At 30.3% G+C, this 26,777-nt stretch carries 16 protein-coding genes and 1 pseudogene; 4 read left to right on the top strand and 13 right to left on the bottom strand.

All coding sequences use genetic code 11. From position 1 onward, the window contains the following. Nucleotides 1-351: 351 nt before the first annotated feature. The 8 genes from DAD81_RS00085 to DAD81_RS00050 all read right to left on the bottom strand — a co-directional run bounded on the left by DAD81_RS00085 (nt 352) and on the right by DAD81_RS00050 (nt 13,472). A complete protein-coding gene (locus DAD81_RS00085) occupies nt 352-1,254 on the bottom strand; it encodes a GDSL-type esterase/lipase family protein (RefSeq protein ID WP_111706188.1) in 903 nt (300 codons plus the stop codon). Nucleotides 1,255-1,267: 13 nt separating this feature from the next. Then, on the bottom strand, nt 1,268-2,650 hold the full coding sequence (locus tag DAD81_RS00080) for a sulfatase (protein ID WP_111706187.1): 1,383 nt from the start codon (nt 2,648-2,650) through the stop codon (nt 1,268-1,270). Between the two features lie 124 nt (nt 2,651-2,774). Beyond that, a complete protein-coding gene (locus DAD81_RS00075; protein WP_111706186.1) occupies nt 2,775-3,788 on the bottom strand; it encodes an L-rhamnose/proton symporter RhaT in 1,014 nt (337 codons plus the stop codon). Between the two features lie 129 nt (nt 3,789-3,917). Next, nucleotides 3,918-5,372 carry an NAD-dependent succinate-semialdehyde dehydrogenase gene (locus DAD81_RS00070; protein ID WP_111706185.1) on the bottom strand — a complete coding sequence of 485 codons (1,455 nt, stop codon included), beginning with the start codon at nt 5,370-5,372 and terminating at the stop codon, nt 3,918-3,920. Between the two features lie 16 nt (nt 5,373-5,388). Continuing rightward, nucleotides 5,389-6,546 (bottom strand): mandelate racemase/muconate lactonizing enzyme family protein, encoded by a 1,158-nt coding sequence (locus DAD81_RS00065; RefSeq protein WP_111706184.1) that lies wholly within the window; start codon nt 6,544-6,546, stop codon nt 5,389-5,391. A gap of 376 nt (nt 6,547-6,922) precedes the next feature. After that, nucleotides 6,923-8,617 carry a hypothetical protein gene (locus DAD81_RS00060; protein WP_157961041.1) on the bottom strand — a complete coding sequence of 565 codons (1,695 nt, stop codon included), beginning with the start codon at nt 8,615-8,617 and terminating at the stop codon, nt 6,923-6,925. A gap of 13 nt (nt 8,618-8,630) precedes the next feature. Beyond that, on the bottom strand, nt 8,631-10,376 hold the full coding sequence (locus DAD81_RS00055) for a RagB/SusD family nutrient uptake outer membrane protein (protein ID WP_111706182.1): 1,746 nt from the start codon (nt 10,374-10,376) through the stop codon (nt 8,631-8,633). 12 nt (nt 10,377-10,388) lie between these two features. Continuing rightward, on the bottom strand, nt 10,389-13,472 hold the full coding sequence (locus DAD81_RS00050; RefSeq protein WP_111706181.1) for a SusC/RagA family TonB-linked outer membrane protein: 3,084 nt from the start codon (nt 13,470-13,472) through the stop codon (nt 10,389-10,391). 762 nt (nt 13,473-14,234) lie between these two features. On the opposite strand from DAD81_RS00050, the gene DAD81_RS00045 reads away from it, so the two are divergent. The 4 genes from DAD81_RS00045 to DAD81_RS00030 all read left to right on the top strand — a co-directional run bounded on the left by DAD81_RS00045 (nt 14,235) and on the right by DAD81_RS00030 (nt 17,529). After that, entirely contained in the window at nt 14,235-14,558 is a 324-nt protein-coding gene (locus DAD81_RS00045) for a hypothetical protein (protein ID WP_111706180.1), read from the top strand. Between the two features lies 1 nt (nt 14,559). Further along, a complete protein-coding gene (locus DAD81_RS00040) occupies nt 14,560-15,585 on the top strand; it encodes a family 16 glycosylhydrolase (protein WP_111706179.1) in 1,026 nt (341 codons plus the stop codon). Between the two features lie 13 nt (nt 15,586-15,598). Beyond that, entirely contained in the window at nt 15,599-15,955 is a 357-nt protein-coding gene (locus tag DAD81_RS00035) for a hypothetical protein (RefSeq protein WP_111706178.1), read from the top strand. 98 nt (nt 15,956-16,053) lie between these two features. After that, entirely contained in the window at nt 16,054-17,529 is a 1,476-nt protein-coding gene (locus DAD81_RS00030) for a sulfatase-like hydrolase/transferase (RefSeq protein WP_111706177.1), read from the top strand. Between the two features lie 101 nt (nt 17,530-17,630). Here DAD81_RS00030 and DAD81_RS00025 read toward each other — a convergent pair whose 3' ends face one another. The 5 genes and pseudogenes from DAD81_RS00025 to DAD81_RS00005 all read right to left on the bottom strand — a co-directional run. Further along, nucleotides 17,631-20,300 carry a CHASE domain-containing protein gene (locus DAD81_RS00025; RefSeq protein ID WP_111706176.1) on the bottom strand — a complete coding sequence of 890 codons (2,670 nt, stop codon included), beginning with the start codon at nt 20,298-20,300 and terminating at the stop codon, nt 17,631-17,633. 330 nt (nt 20,301-20,630) lie between these two features. Next, the gene (locus DAD81_RS00020; protein ID WP_111706175.1) at nt 20,631-22,847 is read right to left on the bottom strand and encodes a heparinase II/III family protein; all 2,217 of its coding nucleotides are present in this window, start codon (nt 22,845-22,847) and stop codon (nt 20,631-20,633) included. Nucleotides 22,848-23,064: 217 nt separating this feature from the next. Beyond that, nucleotides 23,065-23,946 (bottom strand): NAD(P)-dependent oxidoreductase, encoded by an 882-nt coding sequence (locus DAD81_RS00015; RefSeq protein ID WP_111706174.1) that lies wholly within the window; start codon nt 23,944-23,946, stop codon nt 23,065-23,067. A 188-nt stretch (nt 23,947-24,134) separates the two neighbouring features. Beyond that, nucleotides 24,135-26,447 (bottom strand): chondroitinase-B domain-containing protein, encoded by a 2,313-nt coding sequence (locus DAD81_RS00010; protein WP_111706745.1) that lies wholly within the window; start codon nt 26,445-26,447, stop codon nt 24,135-24,137. A 31-nt stretch (nt 26,448-26,478) separates the two neighbouring features. Then, nucleotides 26,479-26,777, bottom strand: a pseudogene (locus DAD81_RS00005) (bifunctional 4-hydroxy-2-oxoglutarate aldolase/2-dehydro-3-deoxy-phosphogluconate aldolase); the annotation flags it as partial.

Raw genomic sequence — 26,777 nt, 5'->3', positions numbered from 1 at the left:
CTCATTATGAACTTGATTCACAATATCATATTACTTAAAATCAATAATTATGAGACGCTAAACTTGAAAACTTACAAATTTCTTTTTATAAAATAAGAAGAGAATAAGCAAACAAGTTCAAGTAGACGAAAATTTAAATTTTTTAGAAAGCCTATTTTTTTGATAAAACCAATTTAGTTATAAAAACTCCATTATTCTTAAAGGAAATGGAATTTAATAATCTTGCATTAAGTAACATATGGATTTCTTTGCTTTCGCTCAGAATAACAATCTTTCATTGTGAACATAGCACAGCAGACTGAGCGACCCCAACAAATTAAGGGATTGTAGAAAATTTTCAGTTCCTTCTGGTTATTCAGGTCTATAAATTAAAAGACTCTTTATTTTCTCTCTAACTATTGGGTCCCAAAGATCATATCCTGATTTATTTAAATGCATACCATCATCTAGGAAAATCTCTGAAAGCAAACTACCATTAGGCTTTAACATAGGAGGAGTAATATCAACAAAATGTACATTCTTCTCACCTTTACAATATTCAGTAAGGTCTTCATTTGAGACATTCTTATTCTTGCGGATATCTTCCCCTATAAAATCATCAATTAAAGTTGGTTTCATAGGAAGAATTATAACCTGAGTTTTAGGAAAATCTATTTTAACTTTATTAACTAATACTTTAAAAGCATTGACAGCAACAGCAGGCGATTTTCCAATTTCAACATCAATATCACAATAAATAACTAAAATTTTTGGTGCATATTTTTTTACAATATCATTATAATAATAAGTAATTTCAGAAAGACTTATACCGCCAATTCCACGATTAATTACTGGTAAATTAGGAAATGATTTTGAAGTTTCCCAACCAGCAATACTAGAACTACCTATAAAAAGCACAGGATTATTTGCAAGCGTATTCCGATTATCAAAACGTTGAAAATTCTCTAATGTTTTTTTATACCTGTTTAAATCTCTTGAATTATTTCTCTTAAATTTATCCTTATTTTTATAATAAAGAGAAATTTCCTTCTTGAATTTGGTTGGATTCTGGTTATATTCTAACTTGTTTTTTTTCCAATATAATTTTGACTGTTGATTAAATTCTTTCGCAATCTGGGGGTTTTCATTTTCTCCCTTTAAACAGTCTTTAAGAAAACTTATATATTGCAAACGACTATAAACCCCTCCCTTTCCTTGAGCTTTTATAAAAAAGGTGAAACATAAAAAAACTGAAACAAAAATGATTTTTTTCAAAATTTAATATAAATTAATTTCTATATCTATCCATTCGGTCAATATCTACTTTTTCAAACTTCTTTTGCAATAACCAAGCTGGTCTTTCTAACGTTAGTTCCCAAAGATATAATTTTTTAAACATTTGCTTCACTCTATCAGGATAATACACCGCTAAATTATGTTTTTCAGAAACATCATCTTCAATATTATATAGTTCAGCAGGCCTATCAGAATAACGGATTAATTTCCAATCACCGTCTCTAAATGCAGCTCTTACACCTAACCTCCAAAATAACTCTTTATGAGGACGCTCCTTTTTTATACCTTGTACAAAAGGGATTATATTTACACCATCAATATTTTTTAAATCTGAAGCTTTACCTCCACCAACTTCATAAAAAGTAGGCAATAAATCTAAGGTGCTAATTGGATAATTATACTTTGTATTTTCTTTTATTCTCCCTGGCCATTTCATTAAAAACGGAACACGAATTCCACCTTCTAAATGATTAGATTTTGTTCCACTTAAAGGTAAATTTATAGATGCATTTTTATCTGTTGGGCCTCCATTATCGTTACTAAAAACAACCAAAGTATCATCTTCCAATCCAAGACGTTTCAATTCTTCCAAAACCTTTCCACAGGCTCTATCTAATCCTAAAGTCATAGCTGCAACTTCTTGTCGTTTACCGGTTAACTCAGGAAACTTTGCCAAATCTTCCTTTGTTGCATCCATTGGAGTATGAACCGCATTGAATGAAAGAAATATAAAAAATGGTTTTTTCTTATTTCGTTTCATAAAATCAATAGCTTCTTCCGCTAGCCTATCAGTTAAATAACCATCATGTTCTTTAAAATTCCCAAAACCTCTTTCAAGTTTATTCAGTTCTTCCTCTGGTGTATTTAAATATGCAAAATAGCTACGAGCTCCTCCTCTAAATCCATAAAACTCATCAAAACCTCTTTTTGTAGGGTGAAATTTATCTGCACCTCCAAGATGCCATTTACCATAAAATGCGGTTTGATATCCTAAATTTTTCATGTAATTACCCATAGTAGTTTCGCTTAATGGGATTCCCATATTAGGACCATCATATGCTGAAACCTTACTCATATAACCAGGTACATTATTTTCTTCAAATCCAAAATGTTGCTGATAACGGCCAGTCATAAGACCAGCTCTTGAAGGTCCACAAACTGAAGCCGAAACATAACCCTGCGTAAATTTCACACTTTCTGAAGCTAGTTTATCAAGGTTTGGTGTTATCATTACTTTGCTACCTTGAAAACCGAAATCTGCATAACCAGCATCATCGGAAAATAATAAAATAATATTGGGTTGTTTTTGCGCATTTATTAATTGAATTACACCTACAACAAATGCGAATACTACTAGTTTTTTTATGTTTTCCATGATTATATGTATTTTTAAAATAACTAATCCACAATACAATATTGTGGATTAGCCTATTGTATAAACTAAAGTTAACCAGCTTATTGATATATACAATTAAAATTTATTTATTTTTATAATTCTATTAAGAATAGCCCATTACTACAACCGCTACAATAATTACAAATACACCTAGTAACATTGTATAAAAAGGTTTTTTTGCGCCTTCCCATTCTTTATTCATATAAGACCAAATATTCCCTACAATTAAAGAAAGTCCAAGCATAATTGGCCAGGCTATTACATCACCAAGACTTCCCATAAGGGTTGCTCCTTGACCGTAAATCCCTAAAGCGCCAAACCAAAGAACAGCGGCTCCAATTGACCAAGCGTAAGCTTTACCAGCATTTGGTGTTGAAAATGAACTCCAAGTATTGTTTTTAAATAATAAGAATAAGGCATAACCAGCATTAATTGCAAATCCACCCCAAAGTACAACAACCCAAATAGCTAAACTACTGTTACGAGCAATTGCTCCAGCGTTTTGAGCTAAATCTCCTATAGCACTTCCTTCAGCAAATCCAATTGCTAAAAACGCAGATAAAAACCCACTTAAAATTGCGATAATTAATCCTAGTTTTAAATTTACTTTTTCTCCACCAGCTTCAGTAATACTTTGAATTTTATCTTTTTGAACACCTGCATAAGCTGTAATTGCTACTCCAATAACCATTATTGCAACACCTCCTAAAATATATGGTAATGCAGGTAACATTTTTTGATATTCAACATCATCTGCAGTAAATAAAGGAATTAAACCTCCTGCTGCTGCACAAACCCCCATTACAATTCCATAGGTTAATGAAATACCAATGTAAGGAACACTTTTACCAAACATAATTCCTCCAACTCCCCATAACGCTCCAAATGCCATAGCCATTAACATATCTTCTGTTGGGGCACTAGTAACTACAGTAAATAAATCTGGAGTTACAAAATAAGCCCATGCTGTTGGAATTAATATCATTGCAAAAATTGAATGAACTAACCACCAGGCTTCCCATTTTAAGGGACTCATAAACTTCATTCCTAGACCAAAAGATCCTTGAAAAATACTTGCAAAAATTACTAGTAAAAAAGGGAAAAACATTGATTCCATATAATATTATAAATTAGTTGTTTAATTAACTTGTTATTTCATTAAAACTATTCATTCTAAACCTAGAAATACATTGAATACTTATATTTTTAAATGTTCAAATATATCTTTCAGCAAATTGACAATACTTTAAATAGCAGTTGAGATTCTTTTTTTCACTAAGTAATCATCTAATGCTAAATGAGAACAATCGTGTCCAATACCACTATTTTTAATTCCACCGTGAGGTAAATAAATAGCATATTTTACACCGTTTATTTGAATTTCACCAAATTCTAAATCTTCGGTAAAACGTTCAATTCTTTTATGATTATTAGTAAAAATATAAGATGCCAAACCATACTCTGTATTGTTTGCCATTTCTAATGCTTCATCATCCGTATCAAAACTCATGATACCTGCAACAGGTCCAAAAGTTTCTTTTTTAAATAAATCCATATCTTTAGTAATTCCAGAAACAACGGTAGGTTCTATCCAATTTCCTTTTTCTGGAAAACCTTCAGGGATTTTCCCTCCATATTCTAAAGTTGCTCCTTTGCTTACGGCATCTTCAACTAAATCAAACATTCTATCTCTATCGCTTCTTGAAACAACAGGGCCCATAAATACATCTGGATTTTCTTTAATCCCAAAACCTAATTTCAATTCTGAAGTTCTTTTAACAAAAGCTTTCACGAATTTATCATAGATATTTTTGTGTACCATAACCCTATTAGCCGCAACACAAATTTGACCTGAATTCCAAAAATTTAAAACAACAGCCAACTCTAATGCTTTTTCAAAATCAGCATCTTCAAAAATAATAAAAGGAGCATTTCCTCCCAATTCCATTCCTAATTTTTTAATTGAAGTTGTACTATCTGCAATTACTCTTTTTCCTGTTGCTGTAGAACCAATCATTGTTAAAACAGCCGGAATTTTACTTGTTGTCATAGTATGTGCAACTGTAGAACTTGGGCCTGATAAAATATTAACTACTCCTGCAGGAAAATCTATATCGTGTAAAATTTCTCCAATCATATAAGTTGACAGTGGAGATAATGCAGATGGTTTAATAATTATTGAACAACCAGAAGCTAATGCAGGGCCAAGTTTAAACCCAACGTTTAACAATGGAAAATTCCAAGCTAAATATGCTACTGCAACTCCTGCAGGTTTGGAAATCATTTTATGAGTATGTGTGCCCTCATAATCAGGAATTTGCTCTTCACGTAAATTTTTCATTGCGTTAGGATACCAATCCAAAGCATTTATTACAGCTTCAATATCTTCATAGGCACCTTCATAGTTTTTACCCATTTCATGAACCATTGCAGTTCTTAAATCGTGTTCTTTTTCTAAAACAGCAGTACGCAATTTGGTCATCCATTCAGTTCTTTCAGCTAAAGATAATTTAGACCAATATTTAAATCCTTTTTCTGCAGCAATCAATGCTTTTTCGGCATCCTCTTTCCCTGCTTTAGCTACTTGAGCAATTGATTCTCCCGTTGCTGGACAAATTACATCTTCTCTTTCTCCACTTACAGAGTCTATTAATTCACCTCCTATATATAATTTTTTATATCCGAAATTTTGAGTTTTCATTTTTAATTTTTTATAGTTAAACTAATGAACTTTCAATAACATTTTTAGAAATAGCATATTCATTTAAAATATTTTCATCAACATCTATTCCTAAACCTGGTCTGGTTGGTACTTCAATCATACCATTTTTCATTTCAATTTTTGGAAAAGTTAATTTTTCTCTTAACCCATTTTCAGTTTGATCATATTCCATTAAAAATTCTGGAGTGTACATTCTTCCTGGAATTGATTCTAAATTAGAAATAAAATGTAATGCCACATGAATTCCTATTGAAGTTCCCCAAGTATGCGGAATAATATCCACTCCATTGGCACTTGCAATTGCTGAAATTCTTTTAGCTTCAGTTAAACCTCCACTTGCACAAATATCTGGCTGAATAATATCTACAGATTTATTTTTGATTAATTGTTGAAATCCAAATCTAAAATATTCACATTCACCTCCTGAAATAGGAATTGTTGTTTTACTTCTTAATTCTCTAGATTGCTCATAAAATTCTGGTGAAATTGGTTCTTCAAACCAACCGATATCATATTTTTCAATCTTTCTAGCTAAATCTACAGCTTCTCTTAAAGTATATGCGTGATTAGAATCTACCATTAATCCAATATCTGGACCAATAGCTTCACGTATACTTTTTACAATCTCAACATCCTTTTTTATACCTAATCCGACTTTCATCTTCATAGACTTAAACCCTTGTTTTACATACAACTTAGCTTCTTCAACCAAGCCTTCTTCCGGATTTTCATAATTTGTAAAGTACAAACCAGTTGCATAAGGTCTTACTTCAGATCTTAATGCTCCACCTAACAAAGTTGAAACTGGTAATCCTAAAATTTTACCTTTTAAATCCCATATAGCAATATCAATAGCACTTATGGATGCTGCAAGAACACCTCTTCTTGCAAAATCCAATGTTTTTCGGTACATATGGTTCCAAATAACCTCATTCTCTAAAGGGTTTAATCCTACAACGTGAGGCGCTAATAATTTAACTCCAGCTTCTAAAACAGTAGCTGGGCCATAACCTTCTCCCCATCCATATTGTCCGTTTGACGCGGTTACTTTTACAACACAAATACATCTTTCGGAATATTCCCATTGCGAAAAGAAGAAACTTTTTGATAAAGTATCTTTTAAGATAAAGGTTTCTATTTTTTCAATTGTCATAATTTATTCTTTTTGTTAGTTGAGTCTAAATCATTTGTAAACAAAACATTATTTACTGATGATAAAATTACTAGATACACTACATTAATTAATCTTAATATTTATCTTAAACAAATCAAATATTACCTCAGAATTGATAATATTACCAATTATTAATGATAAAAATGAGTTGATATAAATAAGCAACTATATAGTATTCTATACTTTTTTTATCAACTCCACTCAAATATAAAATTAATACAACAAATAGATCCTACTTCTATTTTGAAATTGAAACTACAATTACAAATAACACAAGATGAATTGTTGTAATATTAAAAAGAAGCTGTTTAAAAAGTAATTAAACAGCTTCTTCTAAAATTATTATTATAATATATTATTGTCTTGCTTCTAATTCTACAAAAGAAAAATCATCTAAATACATTGTTTGTCTTCCAGAACTAGCGTTTGGATTTGCTCCTGTATTAATAACTATAGAAACTTTCTTTTTTACATCTAAAGCATCAGTCGTAATAACGTGCTCCATTTTTACCCATTCACCTCTTGGTAATCCATCAAAGCTCCATAATTCTGAAGCTAATGGAATAACTTCTCCACCCCAAGTCCAGAAACCACCCATGGTGTTTCCTTCTTCTAAATAAACCATGAAAGATACTTTATAAGTTCCTGCTGGAATTTTATCAATTGTACCCAATCCATAAGTATGAATTTGATAAGTTTTATCAATTCCATCAACTGAAAATCTCATACTAGCATCGCCTGTATTTGCTTTTTCAATAGTTCTTGCCCAGAAAGGATCTGCATCAGTACCATTTGCACCTACCCAAAATGAACTTCCAGGACCAGCATAAGCTTTTTTAATGTTAGCATCTGCTACTTCAAAACCAGACCAACTATTTGGAGCTAAAATATTACCTGCAGAATACATTACCACTTGTTTATTAGCAAAGTCTAATAAATCTCTTGTATCTGTTGATTTAATACTTCCACCACTGTAAGAAACTGTTATAACATCAGAATTATAAATTGGTGCTGCTAATTTCAATTCTAAATAAGTAGCATCATCATTTCTAACTCCTGCTGTTTGTACAGCAATGTTTTGATCAAATCCAGTAGTTTCATTTTTAACATTTACAGTGAAATTACCTTCTTCACCAGTAAATGGTTGTAGTTCACCTGAAACTTGAAATGATATTTTTTCATCAATACTTTCTTTAATAATTCCACTTATCTCAAAGGGTTGAGATGATGGAATTACCCTTACATTTAATGGTATAATTTTTATTGTATTTGCGCTTGGTAAATTACCCGAACGTACAGATTTAATTTCCCCTGCTGGATATGTTCCTAATTTGAAAAATTTTATATCTGCAGACTCCAACCCTGAAGTTACAGGAGCTCCATCAGCCACAGACCAAGACCTTCCGCTAGGTCTATCTTCAGTTGTTAAATCTACATACGTTAAAAATGACCCTGCTTCAACCTCAACAGTTGGCCAAGATGCTGCATCATCAATCGATGGTAAATCATCTTTGGTTATATTTATAATTTCTGTATCTCCCTGCATTATTTTAAAAGAAGGCATTAATTTTCCATATACATCAAAAGTAAATATAGTGTCAATTACCCAAAGATCACCTTCTTGAAAAGCTTCTAGAGGACTTTCTTCTGAATTATAACTTACTTTTTCTGTAAATTTATTTACCAATCTAACTTTATTAAATCCACTATTTCTAAATAAAACATGTGCTTTACCTTTATCAATTATTAAACCGGCAGCTTCATCAGTAAATAACTCTAAAGAATCATTCTTATTAAAACCTTCTTTTAAAAATGAGTTTCCTTCTTCAATAATCCATTCATGACTCACTGCTCCTTGAGATAAATCTAAAAATGAAATAAATGTATTTGAAGATATACTATATTTATCTTGAGAGTAAGGGTCAACACTCATATACCAAGACACATCTGATAATTGATCAGGTGCCGAATAATCTGCGTATTCATCATCGTCACAGCCTACTAAAAAAAGTAAACCGAAAAGTATTGATACTATTCCTATATTTTTCATTCTGTATCTTTTTTTAGTTAATATTTGTATTTGCATTAATCTCTGTTAATGGGATTGGAAAAGTACTATGTAAGGCTTCATTATAATTTGAATAAGGAATATCGTATTCAAAATCAATAACCTGAGGCACCCCAGTTGTAGGTAATTCTTTTACTACAGAAGAGTTCCATTTACTCGCTGCTTTTCCTTCTGAATTTGTGTAAAAATACGTAGTTGCATAATATGTTTGTTCAGATAATTTTTTAAAATTCTCTTTAATTATCCCCCATCTTTTTAAATCTAAAAAACGTATTGCATGACCTTCTAAAGACATTTCTAGAGGTTTTTCAACATACATTAAATGTTCCATTAATTCATCTAAAGAATAAGTATTTTCGTCATATGAATGTGATACATCTGATCCAGATTCACCAATTAACTCTAATCCCCATCTTTTTCTTATTTCATTCATAAGTAGCATAGCTCCTTCTCCATCACCTGTTTTAATTAAACATTCAGCTTGCATTAACATTACTTCAGCCAATCTATTTAAAGTTACATTTTTACCAGATTGTGTTGTTCCGTATGGTAAATCATTTTCATTTTCTACAATATCATGATTTGAGAATTTCTTATGCCAGCCAATACCCCAGTTATTTGCCCCAAATTTTGAATATTCAGAAACTGATTTTGTTAAATAATATGGCGTTTGACCATCTTCAATTACAGCCATCATAGCTGAACATCTTAATGGTACATTTCTAAGCAATCTAACACCATCTTCATTTACATAATAATTTCTATCATCTAAAATATCCATTGGCTCTGTTTTATATTTATATGCCAACCAAGTTGGTGCATTAGCTCCTACAGTTCCTGTTGTTAACTGATTTAACCTGTTAGTAACAGTTTCACCATTCCAAAGGTTTGCTTCTGGTTTTAACGTATTATTATAACTTATTTCAAGAATAGATTCTTGATTAAACTCACCTGCAGTTGTAAATAATTTAGCCATATCATATTCCAATGCATAATCACCACTGTTTAATACATCTGTAAAATATTCCATTGCTTTTGAATAATTTAACTCCATTAAATACGTAGTACCTAAAACAGTTGCTGCTGCACCTGAAGTAACCCTATTTACATCATATGCATTTGGGTATTCACCTTTAGCATATAAATTTGCATAGGCATATTCTAAATCTTCTCTAAGGAATGCTAATACCTCAGAAGCTGGAGACAATCCTTTATTAAAATCTTCATTTGTAACTGGTGCATAATCACGAATAATTATACTACCATTATTAAATGTTGAATATAAATACCAGTGAAATAAACCTCTTAAAAAACGAGCTTGCGCCATTTGGGAAGTCCACTCAACATCATCTACTGTTCCTTTTATAGTATTTAACCCTTCAATAACCTGATTTGCTCTAAAAATACCTAAATAGTTAGTTTCCCATTTACTAGCAATTGCAGGAGTACTATTAGAATACGTTTGGTTATAAAATTCGCTAATTGTTCCTGGAACAGGACGTGCATACGCTGGCCATGCCATATCAGATCTTTGAGCCTCTTCAATTATACTTACCAAAGCTGGCACATTTAAAGTATGATATGCTGAATTTAATCCTTTTTCAGTTTCAGATAAATTTCTCCAATAATTATCTTTAGCTATTTCATTTGGATTTTTTTCATCCAAATACTCATCACCGCAAGAGCTTAAGAAACTCACTGCAAAAATTAATAGTATATATTTAAATATTATATGTTTCATAATTATGTTTTATTAAAAGTTAAAGTTTAACCCAAGCAAGTATTGAGATGAAGCAGGCCCTACACCTTTATCAAGTCCTCTTGCTGTAATACCACCACCTACTTCTGGATTGTACCCAGAATAGTCTGTTATTGTAAAAGGATTTTGTGCACTTACATAAAATCTAAGCTTTGAAAACCCTAATTTTTCCAATGCTTTTTTTGATAAACTATAACCTACAGTTACAGATTTTAATCGAACATAAGAACCATCTTCCAACCATAAATCACTATAACCTATAAAGTTAGGGTGTTTTTTTAGATCTCCTCTATAAGCAGGAATTGTTGTTTCTGTATTTTGAGGTGACCATTGGTAAATTAAATCTTTATGTCTTCCATAAGCATATGCTGTTGCTTTTGCTCCGTTCATAATTTCTTGACCAAAAGCACCATACCAGTTCATTGCAAAATCAAAACCTTTGTAATTTGCATTAAAGTTATATCCAATTTCAAAATCAGGTAATCCGCTACCACTATAAACTCTATCGTTATTATCAATTTTATCATCACCATTGGTATTGTTAAATATAACATCACCCATTCTTGCACTAGGCACTAATTTTTGATAATCAAGTAGTTTTGCTTCCGTATCAATAATTCCATTGGTAGTTAACAAATAAAATGCTCCTGCTTCATGACCTAAAGCCAATGCGGTAACTTGAGACTGATCTTTTGCTCCACTTATTAAACCATAATCATTTGTAAATAAGAAATCACTTTGTCCGTTAATATTTGTGATTTCATTTTTGTTAGTTGAAAAAGTACCATTCATTCTGTAATTTACCTTTCCTGCTTTTCCTCTATAACCAACAGAAATTTCAGCTCCTTTATTAGTCATATTCCCTATATTTAAAACAACTTGAGCATTAGAACCCCCACCTGCAGAAGGTGATAAAATTACTGGGAATAACATATCTTCCTTATCCGTAGTATAGTATTCTGCAGATATGGTTAATTTATTTTTAAACAACCCTAAATCAACACCAATATTAGTTTGAGTTGTAGTTTCCCATTTTAATAATTCATTGGCAAAACTAGTTTGTGTTGCTCCACCACCAAGTATTTCTTCCCCATTAGCATTTGTAAGAACATAATCAACATTTTGTTCTATCCCTGCTGAAAACTGGTAAGATTGTATTCTTTGATTTCCTACTGAACCCTGAGAAGCTCTTACTTTAAAATTATTCACTGTACTTTTTAAAGAACTCCAAAAGTTTTCATCTGAAACATTCCATGCAACAGCTACAGATGGAAAAACCCCCCATTTATTACCTGGTGCAAATTTTGATGATCCGTCTCTACGAATACTTGAACTTAATAAGTATTTTCCTTTATAATCATATTGAAGTCTTCCAATTGTACCAATTAACTTATCAGTATAACCAGTACTTGAACCCACATCCATTTCAAGTGTCCCTGCGTTTAAAACTTGAATATCTGGGTCAATAACTCCAGCTCTTTCTGCATAGTAACCTTCATACTCATATTGTTCTGAAGTTATATATGCCGCTGCTGTTATTTTATGATCTCCAATTTCTTTTTGGTACGTTGCACCAACATCTAAACTATAAGAAGTTCTATCATCAGAAGTCATTCTTATAGAGCTATCTGAAGGATTACTTGTAGTACCGTTTTGAAGATTTGTTATTAATTGATAAGGAACAAACCTTTTACGCGTAGAATTCATTGTTGTAATACCTCCATTTGCCGAAAGTCTTAAACCTTCTATCAATTCGTAATCTATTTTAACAGAAGTATTTGTTCTTACTGTTTTAGAATTATCAGTAGTTTTTAAACTATTTAAAACCCAACCTAATCTGTTAGAGTCATCACCTCCTAATGTTTCTAAATCACCAGAATCGTCTAAATCAATTGTATTTTGAGTTGGAAAATATTTTATAGACTGAACAATTAAACTATTTTGAGGAATATCTCTTTTTTCAATTGTAATACCTGTACTTGTCTGTATTCTTAACTTATTCTTTTTGTAAACAGTATTAGCACGTGTACTAAAACGCTGAAAACCAGAATTAACCATTAAACCTTCTTGATCAAAAAGCCCCATAGATACATTGTAAGTAATATCTTTTGTTCCTCCAGAAATGTTAGTGTTGTAATTTTGAGTAGGAACATCATTTCTAAATACAATGTCATTCAAATCTGTTTCATTCTGAAAACTATATTTTGAATTTGCCATTCTTAAAACAACATCATCATCATAAGCACCAACCACATTACGTTGTGTAACAATATTAAAATAAGATTGCTCTAAAGAATTCATTAAAGGGTTTGCAGCATTTCTGTGCTGAATTGCAAAACTAGCATTTGTTCTAATTTGTAAAGATCCTTCTTTACCTTGTTTAGTTGTAATTAAAATTACACCAGTTGCACCACGAGAACCATAAATAGCCGTTGAAGCAGCATCCTTTAAAATATCAATAGTTTGAATATCACTTGGCGCGATTCTAGGGTCGCTTTCTTGAATAATTCCATCAACCACATACAAAGGTGTGTTATCTCCCAAGGTTGTAATACCTCTAATTAAAATTTCTGAAGCACCTCCTGGATCTGATGAACTAATAACATTTACACCAGCTGCTTGCCCTTGTAAAACATCTCCCAAATCTGCTGAAATAATCTTTTCTAAATCCTCAGCTTTCACCTGTGTAACGGCACCTGTTAACTCTTTCTTTTTAACAGTTCCATATCCAATCACTACAACTTCTTCTAAGGCTGAAATATCAGATGTTAAAATAACATTTAATGTTTCAGATTTTATTTTTAATGATTGACTTATCATACCAAGAAAGCTAAATTGAAGAACTTCCCCAATTTTAGCATTAATTGTGTACTCCCCATCAAAATTAGTTGTTGTTCCATTTGAAGTGCCTTGTACCAAAACAGTAACACCCGGCATTGGACCACTGCTATCAGAAACAACACCTTTTACAGTAATTTTTTGCGCTTGTATATTAAAACTACACAGTAATGCAAATAAGGTAAATAGCAAATAATTTGCTTTTACTCTTCTAAATAATAATGATTTTTTAATTTTCATCCGATTAACTTTAGTTTATTTTTTTTAATCTTTTTTAAAATTGAGTTAAGTATTCATTTTTTAAACTCTTAAGTTTTTTAAGAATCCACCTTTTTGTTAACACAGCTCAATTAAACTCTTAAAATCCTATATAACTGAATGTTAATACGTTTTTAAAAATATATTCCTTATTGTTTACATTAGAAATAAATTACTAATTTTCAGTTACAGATAATTCTTATATGCAAATAGAGCATATATTTTCGTTAAAATATTTATAAAATTTACCCCTAATTAATCCGATTTTACCTCCCTATTTTTTAGATTTTTTAAGATTTACGTATGTTTTTCCAAACTTTTTATTAATGAAAGTCCTTTAAAAAATTCTACTTAAATGTTAATTCTTAAATATGTTTTCTAGTTAATTTTTCAATACTTGAAGACTTTGAATTATTGGAAAGGTTAGCTAATTTATAAGGGTTATTTAAGGTACCCAGTAAACATTTTTATCTATACAATCAGAAACATCTTTCTACATAAGTTTAATGTACTTTATAATTGTTTTATCACTTAAAAACCGTATAAATAAATAATTCATTAACAAGCAATTAAAACTCATTTTCCAATTATTTATTTTTTTTCAATCCAAAATAAATGATTATTTCAATAGTAAGATAAAATACAACTATAAGGAGGTAATTTTCAACAATATGATTTATAAAAAACCAACTTCTTTTGTAAAACAATTGTTTAATAAGAATTTTAACTTTAACAAAATATATTATGAATTATAAATTTAGTCATATAGGAATACCAACAACTGAGGATAAAAATTGGGATGGTTTTTGCGAACCTGGAAAATTCCATTATACTGATTTTGCTAAAGATGAATACAGCGTTGAGTATGTAAAATTTGATAATGATAGCGATGTCTCTGAAATGGTAAAAACTATGCCTCATGTATCTTATTTTGTAGATAGCATAGAAGATGCAATAGAAGGGCGAAATGTTTTGGGAGCAATCTTCTCTCCTGCCATTGGGGTGCGTGTTGTTTATATTGAGCATAATGGATCTCCAGTTGAATTTTTAGAAATTAAAGAATCATAATATGTTTAAAATAAAAAATAGCGCTGTTTTAATTTTTGGGTCTTCTCTACTATTTACATTGTTAGCATGCAATGCTCAAAAAAGCAAAGCTATTGAACAAAACACTAGTAATTCTAATGAGATTCTACCATTTTCTGATAAGAATAATACTGGAAATTGGGTTTTAAACAAAGAGGTTAGTGATGAATTTGATGCAACGTCTATTGATGAAGACAAATGGTATATTGTAGGTAAATTTGAAAATGGAAAACCTGTTTATAAAGATCCTGATCATCCCAACAAAAAAGTATGGAAAGGACGAGCTCCTTCTCAATTTTCAGGTCGTAATTACAGATTGGAAAATGGAAAACTTATTTTAGAAACACGTTGGGAACCAGAATTCCCATTTAGTGATGATAATAAGCAAACTTGGGGGCCTGATAAAAAAGTAGAAAAATTTAAAAACCTTACAACCGCTTGTTTTGTTGGCCGTAGAGAATTTAAATATGGCTATATGGAAATAAAAAGTAAAGCTGCAGATGCCGAAATCACAAGTGCATTTTGGGCTACTGGAAGCCAAACTGAACTAGATATTTTTGAGCAATTTGGAGATCATAGAATGCCTATTAAAGAAAAAAATGGTAAAGACCGTGAACTTTGGTGGTCTATTCATGATTGGAGCAAAGAAGGAAAAGGAGAAACTGTTTATACGGAACATTTAGATTATGGTTTTAGAGTTGCCGATGATTTTCATGTGTATGGAATTGAATGGAATGAAAACGGCATGAAACTTTATGTAGATGGAAAATTATTTACACAGGCAACAAAAGAACAGGTAAATGCTTTTGCTAAAAATAAAAATTTACCAAATGGTTGGGTAATGGATGGACCAATACATATTTGGTTAGATCAAGAAACATTTCCTTGGCATGGAGTTCCAGACAGTTTGGATGATTTAGAATTAAACAGCCCAGAAGGTAAAAAGAAAGATGGAGTTGTAGACTTTGAAATTGAATACATGAGAGTTTGGCAAAAACAAAAAAATTAAAACAAATTAAATTATGAAACGAATTATTTTAACATTAGTATTATTAGTTACAGTAACTGTAACATTTGGTCAAAATAAATGGCAACAAAAACAAATTAACCATTTTGTAAATGCAACTAAAACTGAATTTAATTTAGATGATGCTCAAACAAAAGACTTAACTAGTTTTAGAACAGCTATGGTTTTAGATTACTTTTCATTACAAAAAAAAGCCAAAGCAAATGAGATTACTAAAGACGAAAAAAAAGCACAATCTAAAGAAATTAGTACTACATTTCATAACAAATTAATAAAACTTACAGGAAAACCTTATAAAGAACTTGTTCCTTTTATGAATAAAATGCGAGAAGAATTAAAAAACCTCAAATAACCAAACTTTAAAAAAGAAGGTCTAAATTAGATCTTCTTTTTTTCACTAAAACCTTTAAACATATTCTATTTATAGTATTTCCCTTTTTATAAAAAATCATGAAATCATTTAACATTTTTAAATTAGCAGTTTACTTCTTTTTATTTGTTTTTATTGGATGTAATTCCGTAAAACCTAACGCTACAAAAACAACTGTAAAATCAACTCCAGAAAAACCTAATATTATAATAATTTTAGCTGATGATTTGGGATATTCAGATGTTGGCTTTAATGGCTCAAAAGATATTATAACACCAAATTTAGATGCCTTAGCCCAAAAGGGAACTATTTTCACTTCAGCCTATGTATCTCACCCTTTTTGTGGCCCAAGCAGAACTAGTTTAATGACGGGAAGATATGCTCACAAAATTGGGGCTCAATTTAATCTTCCTCCAAATAGTGAAACAATTGGCGAAGGTATTTCTTTAAATGAAACTTTTATTAGTAAGGTTTTGCATAATGCAGGCTATCAAACAGGAGTTATGGGTAAATGGCACTTAGGAGCTGTTGAAAAATACCACCCAAACAATAGAGGTTTTGATGATTTTTACGGTTTTTTAGGTGGTGGACATAGCTATTTCCCTAAAGAATACAGAGCTAAATATGAAGCTCAAAAGAAAAATGGCAAACAAGTTATATTTGAATATTTTCTTCCTCTAGAACATAACGGTAAAGAAGTTATAGAAACAGAATACATCACTGACGCTTTAACTAGAGAAGGGTCACGATTTATTACTGAGGCTGCCAAAAAGAAAGATCCATTCTTTTTGTATTTATCTTACAATGCTCCACATACACCCCTTGAAGCTAAAGAAGATGACATGAAACATTTTCAAAGTATAAAAGACGAAAAAAGACGCACCTACGCAGGTATGGTATATGCTATGGATAGAGGTGTTGGTAAAATAGTTGAAACTTTAAAAGCTACTGGAAAATACAACAATACACTAATTGTTTTTTTAAGCGATAATGGTGGTAAAACTTCAGCTGGTGCTACCAATTCACCACTTAAAGAAGGGAAAGGGAGCACTTATGAAGGCGGATTTAGAGTTCCTATGTTCTTTCATTGGCCTAATATAGTTCCATCTGGAAAAACGTTTAATCATCCAATTATGGCAATTGATTTTTATCCAACTTTTGCAAGATTGGCTGGTGCTAAAATTCCAGAAGGTAAAATACTTGATGGTAAAAATATTTGGGATGATTTTTTAGCTGGTAAAAACGCTCATATTAATGATGATATTTTTGTAATGCGCCATAGAAATGGATTTACTGATGTTGCAGTTAGAAAAAACCAATGGAAAGCTTTAAAAATTTACCAACAAAAATGGAAACTTTTTAATATTGAACAAGATATTAGTGAAACATCAGATTTAAGTAAACAACACCCCGATATTTTAAAGAACCTTGTTAATGATGCTGAAAACTGGAGTAAAACAAATATACAGCCAAGATGGTGGCACGATAAAAAAACAGGTGTAGAATGGAAAAAAGATAACATGCCTAAGTTTAACCAAACATTTAAACTCAATTAACATTTATTACTTAAACTCAACTAAAAAACCTCCTTTAAAATGGAGGTTTTTTTCATTACAAATTTAATTGGTGAAATTATGATGAATAGTTTTAAATATAACTATTCATTAATTGCCAAGTTTAAATATTCTTTTATCAACATTTCAAATTGATCAAAATTTATTGGCTTTGATAAAAAGTCGTTAAATCCCATTAAAATTGCTTTTTCTTTATCTTCTATTGTTGAATAAGCAGTTTGAGCAATTATTGGTAAATTTGGAAGAAACTTCCTGATTTTTTCTACAGCTTCATATCCAGAAAGAACCGGCATCTTTAAATCCATTAATACTAATTCAATATTTTCATTTGCTTTACAATACTCAACAGCTTCTTGCCCATTTTTTGCATGAAGTATTTCGCAATCTAACTTTAAAACGTCTTTTATTAAAGTTTCTAAATATAAATAATTTACCTCTTCATCTTCTGCAATTAAAATAGTTTGATTGTTTTGATCCCCTTTTTCTATTGTAGATAATTCAGCATTTTTAAAAACAACTTTATAAGGAATTGTGACTAAAAATTTTGCTCCCTTCCCTTTTCTAGACTCAACTCTTATTTTACCGCCTAAAAGTTCAACATTTTCTTTTACAATTGACAATCCAAGTCCTAACCCACCAACTTTTTTTGATAAACCTTTTTCTGCCTGTGCAAATCGTTCAAAAATTAATTCATGCTTTTCTTTTTCTACTCCTACTCCAGTATCTTCAATATAAATTTCTAATTCTCCATTATTTAATCGATAACCAAAATTAATTGATCCCTTACTTGTAAATTTTAGAGCATTTTCCAATAAATTACTAATAACTTTAAAAAGTTTAGTTTTATCTGTTAAAATAATACTTTGTCTATCAGACAATTCATTTTTAAGATATAAAGGAGTTTTATTTTCTTTTGCTTTTATATCAAAAATTGAAAATAACTCCAACATTAAATCATTTAGATTAACCTCACATTCTATTACTTTAATTTGCTTAGTTCCAAGTCTAGAAATTTCAATTATATCATCAATAATTTGAAGTAATTGCTCTCCACTGTTTTGTATTATTTTAATAAAATTCTTTCTTTTCTCTAGAGTTAAACCTGAATCATTTAAAAAATTTGAAAATCCTAATATGCCATTCATCGGAGTTCTAATCTCATGAGACATATTATTAAGAAACTCCGTTTTTAAATGGTTACTTTCTTCTGCATTTTCCTTGGCAATACGTAATTCTTGCTCTACTTTTTTCCGTTCTGTAATATCAATTTCAATTCCATCCCAGAAAACAACCCCATCAATCATTCTTGGTTGAGAAACATAACTGGCCCATCTAAAACTTCCGTCAGGATTAATTACTCTTACTTCGGCTTTAAAAACAGACATTTTCTGCAATGATTCTTTTTCTTTCTCAATTAAAAATTCAATATCATCCCTATGTACTTTATCATATAATAAATTTGCATTTTCCTTAGCCTCTTCTACTGTGCAACCATAAAATTTAAAAACAGCATCGTTTACATAGGTAAACCTTCTTTTATCAGTATCAATGCATTCTACTTGATAAATCATTCCATTTACTAAGTTATTAGCTATTAGTTTTAGCCTTTTTTCACTTTCCTCTGCTTTTTCTTTAGCGCTATTTAACTCTTTATAACTTTCTTTTAAAAGCTCATTTGTTGTTATTAACTCTTTATTTTTATCTAAAACATCAATTGTTAGTTCTTTAGCCATTTTTTTTGCAATAGAAATTGTATTAAACAACGAAAACATTAAAAGGCTAAATAATAAACTAAATACAAGCCCACTTACAAGAACAATAAATGCAACCGTATCTATAAAAGACACTTTAGATTGATTAAATTGTAAAGTCCATACCTTACCATTCATTTCAATTGGCAATAACAAAGTATTTAAATCTAAAAGAGAATTGTTTTTATTTAAATTTGTTTTACTATTAAATAATTGAGAGCTCTTTGAAACAATCTCACCATCATATATTTGCAAATTAATTTTATTTTGATTCTTTAAATTAAAATCACCAACAACCCCATCCATAAAATCATTAATTCTTAAAGAAATAGCTGCCCAACCATTTATTGCGATTTTTCTTTCTTTAACAGTGTTTATTGCCAAACCCTTTCTATAAATTGGAGAATACATAACAACACCCGCCTGAGTTGTATTTGTTCCTTCTTGAACAAGCGTTACTTTTTCAGTTAAAATTACCTTATTAATATCTCTAGAATCTTCTAACGCTTTTCGCATAAATGGATTTGAAGATACGTTAAAACCTACTGCCTTTAAATTCCTATCTATTAACGGCTCTATATATACTATTGGAGTATATATTTCATTTTCTTCATAAGGAAAAACAACATAGTCATTATTCAGCTCTTCCCTAAAACGTTTTGTATGTTTAGCTAACTCTTTTTTTGAAACAAGAACTGCATATGCAATTCCTTGAAAGCCTTTTAAACTTTCAGAAATTCTACTTTTTTCAACAAAATATTTCCAATCTTTTCTACTAATGGAATCAGAAGACATAAAAAATGCTGAACTAGCTCTTGAAAACTGAATATAAGAACTAAGTCTGTTTTCAATTTTATCTTTAACATCATTAGCGCTTATTTCAAATTCATGTATAGTTTGCTTATCATTCTCTTTTTTAACATAATAAACTATAATAGTAGTTAAAACAACTCCTATTAAAAATATTCCTATAGATTTTAAATACAAATTTTCTTTATACATAGCAATTAAATTCGTTTTTTTTATTCAAACATAAACAACTTAATCTAATTCTAAAACTATTTACATTATATTTAATACTAAAACCTTTTTTGTTAAATAGCTAATCAAAACACTGACAATTAAAATTTTATGAATTTTTTATTAAATCAATATATTATAAATAACAATTCAAAATAGAATTAAAAAAACGCACCCCCTTTAAAAGAAAATGCGTATTCTGTTTATATCCATACTCGTAGTTGACTAATTATAAAAATAACCAGCCTTTATTTCATGTTCAATTTAGCAATTGAACTCATTTAATAAATAAGTAATTTCCTCCATTTTGAATCATATTTCTAACGAATCTCCAGAGTTTAGTTTCTTTTCTCCTTTCCAAGATTTAGAGCTAACATTAATTACTTTATCACTAATGTTTTGCAATAAAGTTTTCTCCCCTTGAAAAATGATTACATCTGATTTTTCATTTAACTGAATTGAAATTTTATCATTCTCAATTTCAGAAGTTTCAAACAAAATAAATATATTTTTATTAGAAACAATGGCACTAGCATCTGATTTAAATGTTTCCCAATCATTTAATTCCCAAGCCCCTATATTGGAAACTTCAATTGTTTCATCAATTTTATTATTATAACCTTTGTACGGAAAAACAACAGTTATAAAACTAAAATTTTTATCAGATTTTTTAGAAGCAACAGACCATTGTTTTCCTCTTGAACCATTACTTGTAACTGTATCTATTTTTTTTAATTGAAGAATATCACATCCTGAAGCATCATCGAAAGATGCTCTTAATAAATTTGGGGAATTTTCATAAGAATAATGACCTTGCCAAACTTGTTTGTAAGTATGTGCTTTTTCAGATTTAAAATTATCTTTTACAATCCAAAAATCGTTTTTTATATTAATTACCTGACGAGAATATTTTACTCCAATGTTTTCAAATCCATCGTGACTTCCAACAAAAGCATCTAAATTAGGATTTGTTTTCCAAGAAATAACTTTTGGATTTGGTAATTCTTTAAACTTTCCAAAACCACTTCCTCCTTGATTTGAAGTATATTTTTTACCTTGTAGTTCGTCATCAACCAATGCAACATTTTTTACCATTGAATTTTTAAAGAAACCATAATCTTTTAAAGAATATCGCACTTGGTAATTTGGTAATATTACTTTACCATTTGCCATAGCCTGAATCCCTAACATATCTCCGTGTTGATGATCTGGTTTATCCGCATCTAATCCTGCAGAAATTACCATCATATTATCTGAGTTTCCCCATCCATTACGCATAATATAATACCCTGTAGTAGGAAAAGAAAGTGACTCAATAATTGGCTGTTCTTTTTTAATTGAATTTAATGATTTAAGCTGTTTTTCATTCAAAAACCAATACATTTTAGATTCCACGTGGTTGTTGGCAAAATACCCCATAGTTGGTTCCTCAAATAATAAATAACCTAATGTTAAAGCTCCTGAAATATCATTTTTTTCAGCCCAAGGATTATCTGTATCATCTTGTAATACTGGCGCAGATTTATCTGGATATGCAATTTTTGTTAAAGTTGTAAAAAGTGATTTTAACTGTTCTTCCCAAAATTCACCAACTTCAATATTACTTGTTTTTGCTAATTGATATACATAATAATAATTACCAATATCACTCATATGATAATGTATGGAACGCTCAAATTGAAATCCATCATCATTAATTTCTTTTGATAAATGCTCTTCAAGTAATTTCATGGAGTGTTTATACCAAATATCTGTTCCTTCAAAATCTCTTAACAAAATTGAAATCATTGCCAACGCCGATAAACCTCTTGTTTGATGATTCCCTGCATTAAAAACTTGATTTCTTTCAAACAAATAAGCTGCATGTTGCAACAACGTAGCAATAGTTTTTAATTGATCCGTATTAGAATAGGTAGCTTCACCTAAAAACATATTATGAATTTGCAACCAATTTAATACTCTATAACCCGATCTAAAAGCTTCGTAAACACCATTACCATCTTCAATTTTTTCATATGCTCCTTTATGCAAGGCATTATTTAAAGATTGTAATTGATTGGTGAAATATGAAATGTATTTTGGATTTTTATTTTGATAATAGTAATAATAAGCAATATCTACCATCTTATGCTGACGCGCCAAATGCCTAAGTGCATAAGCATTTACTGGCTCCCCATTTAAATAGTTAAAAGGTAAAATCCACTTGGTATCTGCGTTGTATTTTGAAATGTGATCTAAAGCTCTTTCGGTATGACTGGCTTCATTATTAGAATAAACATTTTTGTATTCATTAAAACGTTCATCAAAATTTTTCCAATTGAAAAAATAACGTTCAGAAAATTTTTCACGCAAGTAATTTGCTAAATCAGCTTCAGAAATTGAGCCTTTTTGGCTTAGTTGTGTTTTAACTTCATCAGTTAAGTAATTTGAAAGTTTTGAGTTTTCAATAATCTTATTTACAGGTATATTTTGAGAATAACCAATAAAACGGATTAACAATAAACTAACTATTAAAACTTTACACTTCATATTTGTAATTTTTATTAATCCAATATTTCGTCAATTCGAGTGAATTTCAATCCTTTTAAGTTTAAAATAGTACCGAGAATAGCTCTTTTATTGAAAAACAAAAGTTCTCGATACCATATTTTATCAAAAATCACTTGAACTAACATTTTGTAAGTCAAAATGTACAACTGATTTCTACTATCAATATTTTATTAATTTCTATGAATTAATACCTCAACTATTTCTTCAAATTCAAGAAATAATCTAAAATTTCTGGAACATTTCCACTACCCATATCAGCAGCAACTGCAGCCTGAAGATTAGAAGAAGTAGCTTCTGCAATCAGAGAAGTAGTTCCAAGATCATTCATCATTTGCACAAAATATCCTAAATCTTTATTAGCATTGGCAATAGAGAAACCTAAATCACTTACGTTATCTACAGCATAATGCTTACAGAATTTCATAAACGGAGAATTCGAAGGGCCAGAAGACATTATATCAAATAATTGCTGACTATCTACACCTGCTAATTTCGCTGCAGCGAAAGCCTGTGACATCGCAACAACAGTAGTCATCCCCATAAAGTTATTGATTAACTTAGTCGTATGACCAGCTCCTGCAGCTCCTAAATAGAATACGTTTTCACCTTGTTCGTCAAGAACTGGTTTAACCTTCTCGAAAGTTTCTTTATCTCCAGCTGCCATAATATTAAGCAGTCCGTCTTTTGCATGAGCAGGTGTACGCCCCAGTGGAGCATCAATCATTCCCGCACCTTTTTTAGCAAGGTCTTTACCTATTTTTATAGTTGAAGCAGGAATAGAAGTTCCGAAATCAATCAAAACAGCACCTTCTTTAATACCTGCTAAGATACCTTCTTCACCATAAACAATCTTTTCAACAACAGCAGAAGTAGTAAGACAGAACATTACAATATCGCTCTTTTCAGCTAATTCTTTTGGAGAAGAAGCTTCAGTAGCATTACCACGAGCGATAACTTTTGCAACTTCGTCCTTATTAAGATCCATTACTGTTAGCTCGAAACCTCTCTTTTGAAGATTTTCAACCATATTACCTCCCATAAGGCCAAGTCCTATAAATCCGATAGTGGGTTTTTTCATATTTAAAATATTTAAAATTATAATTATTAATACAAGGATAAGCACCTGTTAGCATTCACAAAATTATTTAACTACAATCACCCAAACCTGGGACGTTGAATTAATTAATATTTATCTAAAAACACCTTCTTTTTTTGGCACCATTACCTTTTTAATTGAACAATAAAAAAAGTATTAATTTCTATGAATTAATACATTAATTTCATTTTTAAGTTTTCTTCTACTAAAATTTTACCTGAATTTTCAATCTTATTATTTGAGTGTGAATTATTTTTAGCTCCCCACAATAAAGCAACAAGCTTCACTTTATTATTTTTAAATGTGTTATTATCTATAGCAACATTTACAATTCCTCTTGTATTTAGTAAAATACCATTGGCTTCTTTTGCTCCACATTTTTCAAATGTACTGTTACTTACCAGTAAATTACCACCAATAGTAGATTCATCATAACCACCTCTATAATAATCTACCACATTACTTTCTACGTTATTAAATTGGCAATTATCAATGGTTAAAAATTCTGTATTGTAATCTCCTCTGTCATTAGTTTCTTCTGAAAGTTCAATGCCGTTTTCACAATCTGAAATTGAACTATTAGTAAACGTAATTTCTTCAGCAAAAGTTTGTTTATAAGCTTTTAACACATAGTTAAAATTACTGATCTCACATCCAGAAACAGCTAATCCAAAATGATTAGACATATTTTCTTTTAAACTCGCAAAAGCTTGTTGTGTTCCGTTTCCTGAAAGTGCAACATTCTTTAGAGTTAAAATACCGTAAGGATTCAATTCAAATAAAGGTGTATTATCCTCTCCTAAGAAAATAATCTCAGCTTTTTCTCCTTCTTTTGATTGTATGGTAATTGTTTTATTAATAATTATAGATTTTGAAATACTGTATTCTCCAGAATTTAATTCAATAATATCTCCTGGGTTTGAAGCTGCTATTTTAGTTGCTAATTCTCCTTCTGAAGCTGAAACATTAATAATTTCAGGATCATTAGAAGCTATTTCATTTGAATACCAACTAGCTCCATATTTTTTCTTATCTAAAATTAAAGGGTCTTTAGTTGGTCTTTCAATAGAAGCTCCAATACTCTTTGAATTGGCTCTAGAATTACCAAAAAGATCTTTTGTAATAGTTTCAAATCCAAAACCGCTATAAGGTTTTATATCACTTGAAATATCTTTAGGAATAAATATATTTTCTGATATTTTTGTTAATTCAAAAGTACTTGGTTCAATACGGTTTTCATCTTTAAAACTTACTCCTTGATTGTTTATAATATTACTTTCAAACTTTACACCATCTGCTTTATCGTGCTCAATAATTGGACTTGGATCTCCAACTTTATTATAAATTATATTATTAGCAACAACTGTTCTTAATGGTCTTGCTGATCGAATTTCAGACAACGGAAGCACATCTTTCTGAGCTATATTTGTTCCTACTCCAAATTGCCAAGGCGATTTACAATTTACATACGTATTATAAGCAACAACAACATCAGTTACTTGGTTGTATCTATTTAATGGAGATTTAGGAATTCCATTCATAATAGCTAAAGGGCTTCTAAAATTTTCACCAATTAAATTATAAAAATAATTGTTTATTATCCAGTGGCCAGTGTTTACTATTCTTATTCCCCCGTAATTTGCATTTTCACCATCACCAATAAAATAATTACCATCTATTGTAACGTAATTTCCGTGTCTAGTAACTACAGAACCTTCGCTCTTATAAAATACATTGTTACGAATTTCATTAAAATTCGTTTTGCTTGAAATCACTTCAACCTCACCATTACAAGCTTCAAATAAATTATTTGCTATAGTTGTATTACTTGGAGACATAGACGTAAAACTACTTCCTAATTGAATAGTTTCTCCTCGTGCACCACCTTTTCTAGGTCTTGGTCCAAAGTGATTATTAACTATTTGATGATAATTTCTAATACTTTGATTCCCTTTTAAATCAACTCTAACCGTTGGCCCTCCATTTGTTTTACCTGCAATATAGCAATGATCTAATTGGTTGTGCTTTCCATAAAACTGAACCCATAAATCATCATTATCTCGTTGTAATTGGTTAAAATCTAAAATAACACAATCAGTAACTCTACAATTATTAGCTACTTTTTCTTCATCAGTTCTAAAAGCAATTACATTTTTAGTTGGTGAATGACCATTTCTAAAATACAATCCACTTACCACTAAATATTGACCTTCAAACTCTAAATTTGAAACACCTTCAATAAAAACTTTACCAGCTGTTTCTGCTTTTATAGTAATTGGTTGTTGCTCGGTTCCTTGTCCTACAAACTTAATTTCTACATCTTTCCAAACACCATTGGCTAGCACAATTTCATCTCCCGGCCTAGCTTCCTTAATTGCTGAATTTAATTCTTTAATATTTTCAACTCTAATCATATTTATCGCTACCTCGTTACAAGAGATTAATAATAAAACAGCTATAGCTATTAGTAGATTTTTATACATTGCCATGGTATTTATAAATTTTTCAGATTAATTATTTTCTAACTTCTTTAACTAATGCGATTGCATTTTTCACATCCTGTTCTAATTTAGAATAATCTTTATTCGCTATAATTTCTTTTGAAATAAGTTGAGAACCCATACCAACACAGGTAACACCTGCGTTAAACCAACCTGATAAATTTTCTCTTGTTGGAGAAACACCTCCAGTAGGCATTACACTTGTCCAAGGTTGAGGTCCTTTAATTCCTTTTACAAATTGAGGTCCGTAAATATCGCCAGGGAATAATTTAACTATTTCACAACCTAATTCTTCAGCTCTTGCAATTTCAG

It is taken from the genome of Lutibacter citreus, assembly GCF_003260195.1.
GTDB lineage: Bacteria > Bacteroidota > Bacteroidia > Flavobacteriales > Flavobacteriaceae > Lutibacter > Lutibacter citreus.
Note: the sequence above shows the minus strand (reverse complement) of the source record. Positions and strands in the feature narration are given on the sequence as shown.

Excerpts from the sequence above, each read along its gene's own strand:
- DAD81_RS00080 (WP_111706187.1), bottom strand. The coding sequence starts at position 2,650 with ATGGAAAACATAAAAAAACTAGTAGTATTCGCATTTGTTGTAGGTGTA.
- DAD81_RS00075 (WP_111706186.1), bottom strand. The coding sequence starts at position 3,788 with ATGGAATCAATGTTTTTCCCTTTTTTACTAGTAATTTTTGCAAGTATT.
- DAD81_RS00070 (WP_111706185.1), bottom strand. The coding sequence starts at position 5,372 with ATGAAAACTCAAAATTTCGGATATAAAAAATTATATATAGGAGGTGAA.
- DAD81_RS00065 (WP_111706184.1), bottom strand. The coding sequence starts at position 6,546 with ATGACAATTGAAAAAATAGAAACCTTTATCTTAAAAGATACTTTATCA.
- DAD81_RS00060 (WP_157961041.1), bottom strand. The coding sequence starts at position 8,617 with ATGAAAAATATAGGAATAGTATCAATACTTTTCGGTTTACTTTTTTTA.
- DAD81_RS00055 (WP_111706182.1), bottom strand. The coding sequence starts at position 10,376 with ATGAAACATATAATATTTAAATATATACTATTAATTTTTGCAGTGAGT.
- DAD81_RS00050 (WP_111706181.1), bottom strand. The coding sequence starts at position 13,472 with ATGAAAATTAAAAAATCATTATTATTTAGAAGAGTAAAAGCAAATTAT.
- DAD81_RS00045 (WP_111706180.1), top strand. The coding sequence starts at position 14,235 with ATGAATTATAAATTTAGTCATATAGGAATACCAACAACTGAGGATAAA.
- DAD81_RS00040 (WP_111706179.1), top strand. The coding sequence starts at position 14,560 with ATGTTTAAAATAAAAAATAGCGCTGTTTTAATTTTTGGGTCTTCTCTA.
- DAD81_RS00035 (WP_111706178.1), top strand. The coding sequence starts at position 15,599 with ATGAAACGAATTATTTTAACATTAGTATTATTAGTTACAGTAACTGTA.
- DAD81_RS00030 (WP_111706177.1), top strand. The coding sequence starts at position 16,054 with ATGAAATCATTTAACATTTTTAAATTAGCAGTTTACTTCTTTTTATTT.
- DAD81_RS00025 (WP_111706176.1), bottom strand. The coding sequence starts at position 20,300 with ATGTATAAAGAAAATTTGTATTTAAAATCTATAGGAATATTTTTAATA.
- DAD81_RS00020 (WP_111706175.1), bottom strand. The coding sequence starts at position 22,847 with ATGAAGTGTAAAGTTTTAATAGTTAGTTTATTGTTAATCCGTTTTATT.
- DAD81_RS00015 (WP_111706174.1), bottom strand. The coding sequence starts at position 23,946 with ATGAAAAAACCCACTATCGGATTTATAGGACTTGGCCTTATGGGAGGT.
- DAD81_RS00010 (WP_111706745.1), bottom strand. The coding sequence starts at position 26,447 with ATGTATAAAAATCTACTAATAGCTATAGCTGTTTTATTATTAATCTCT.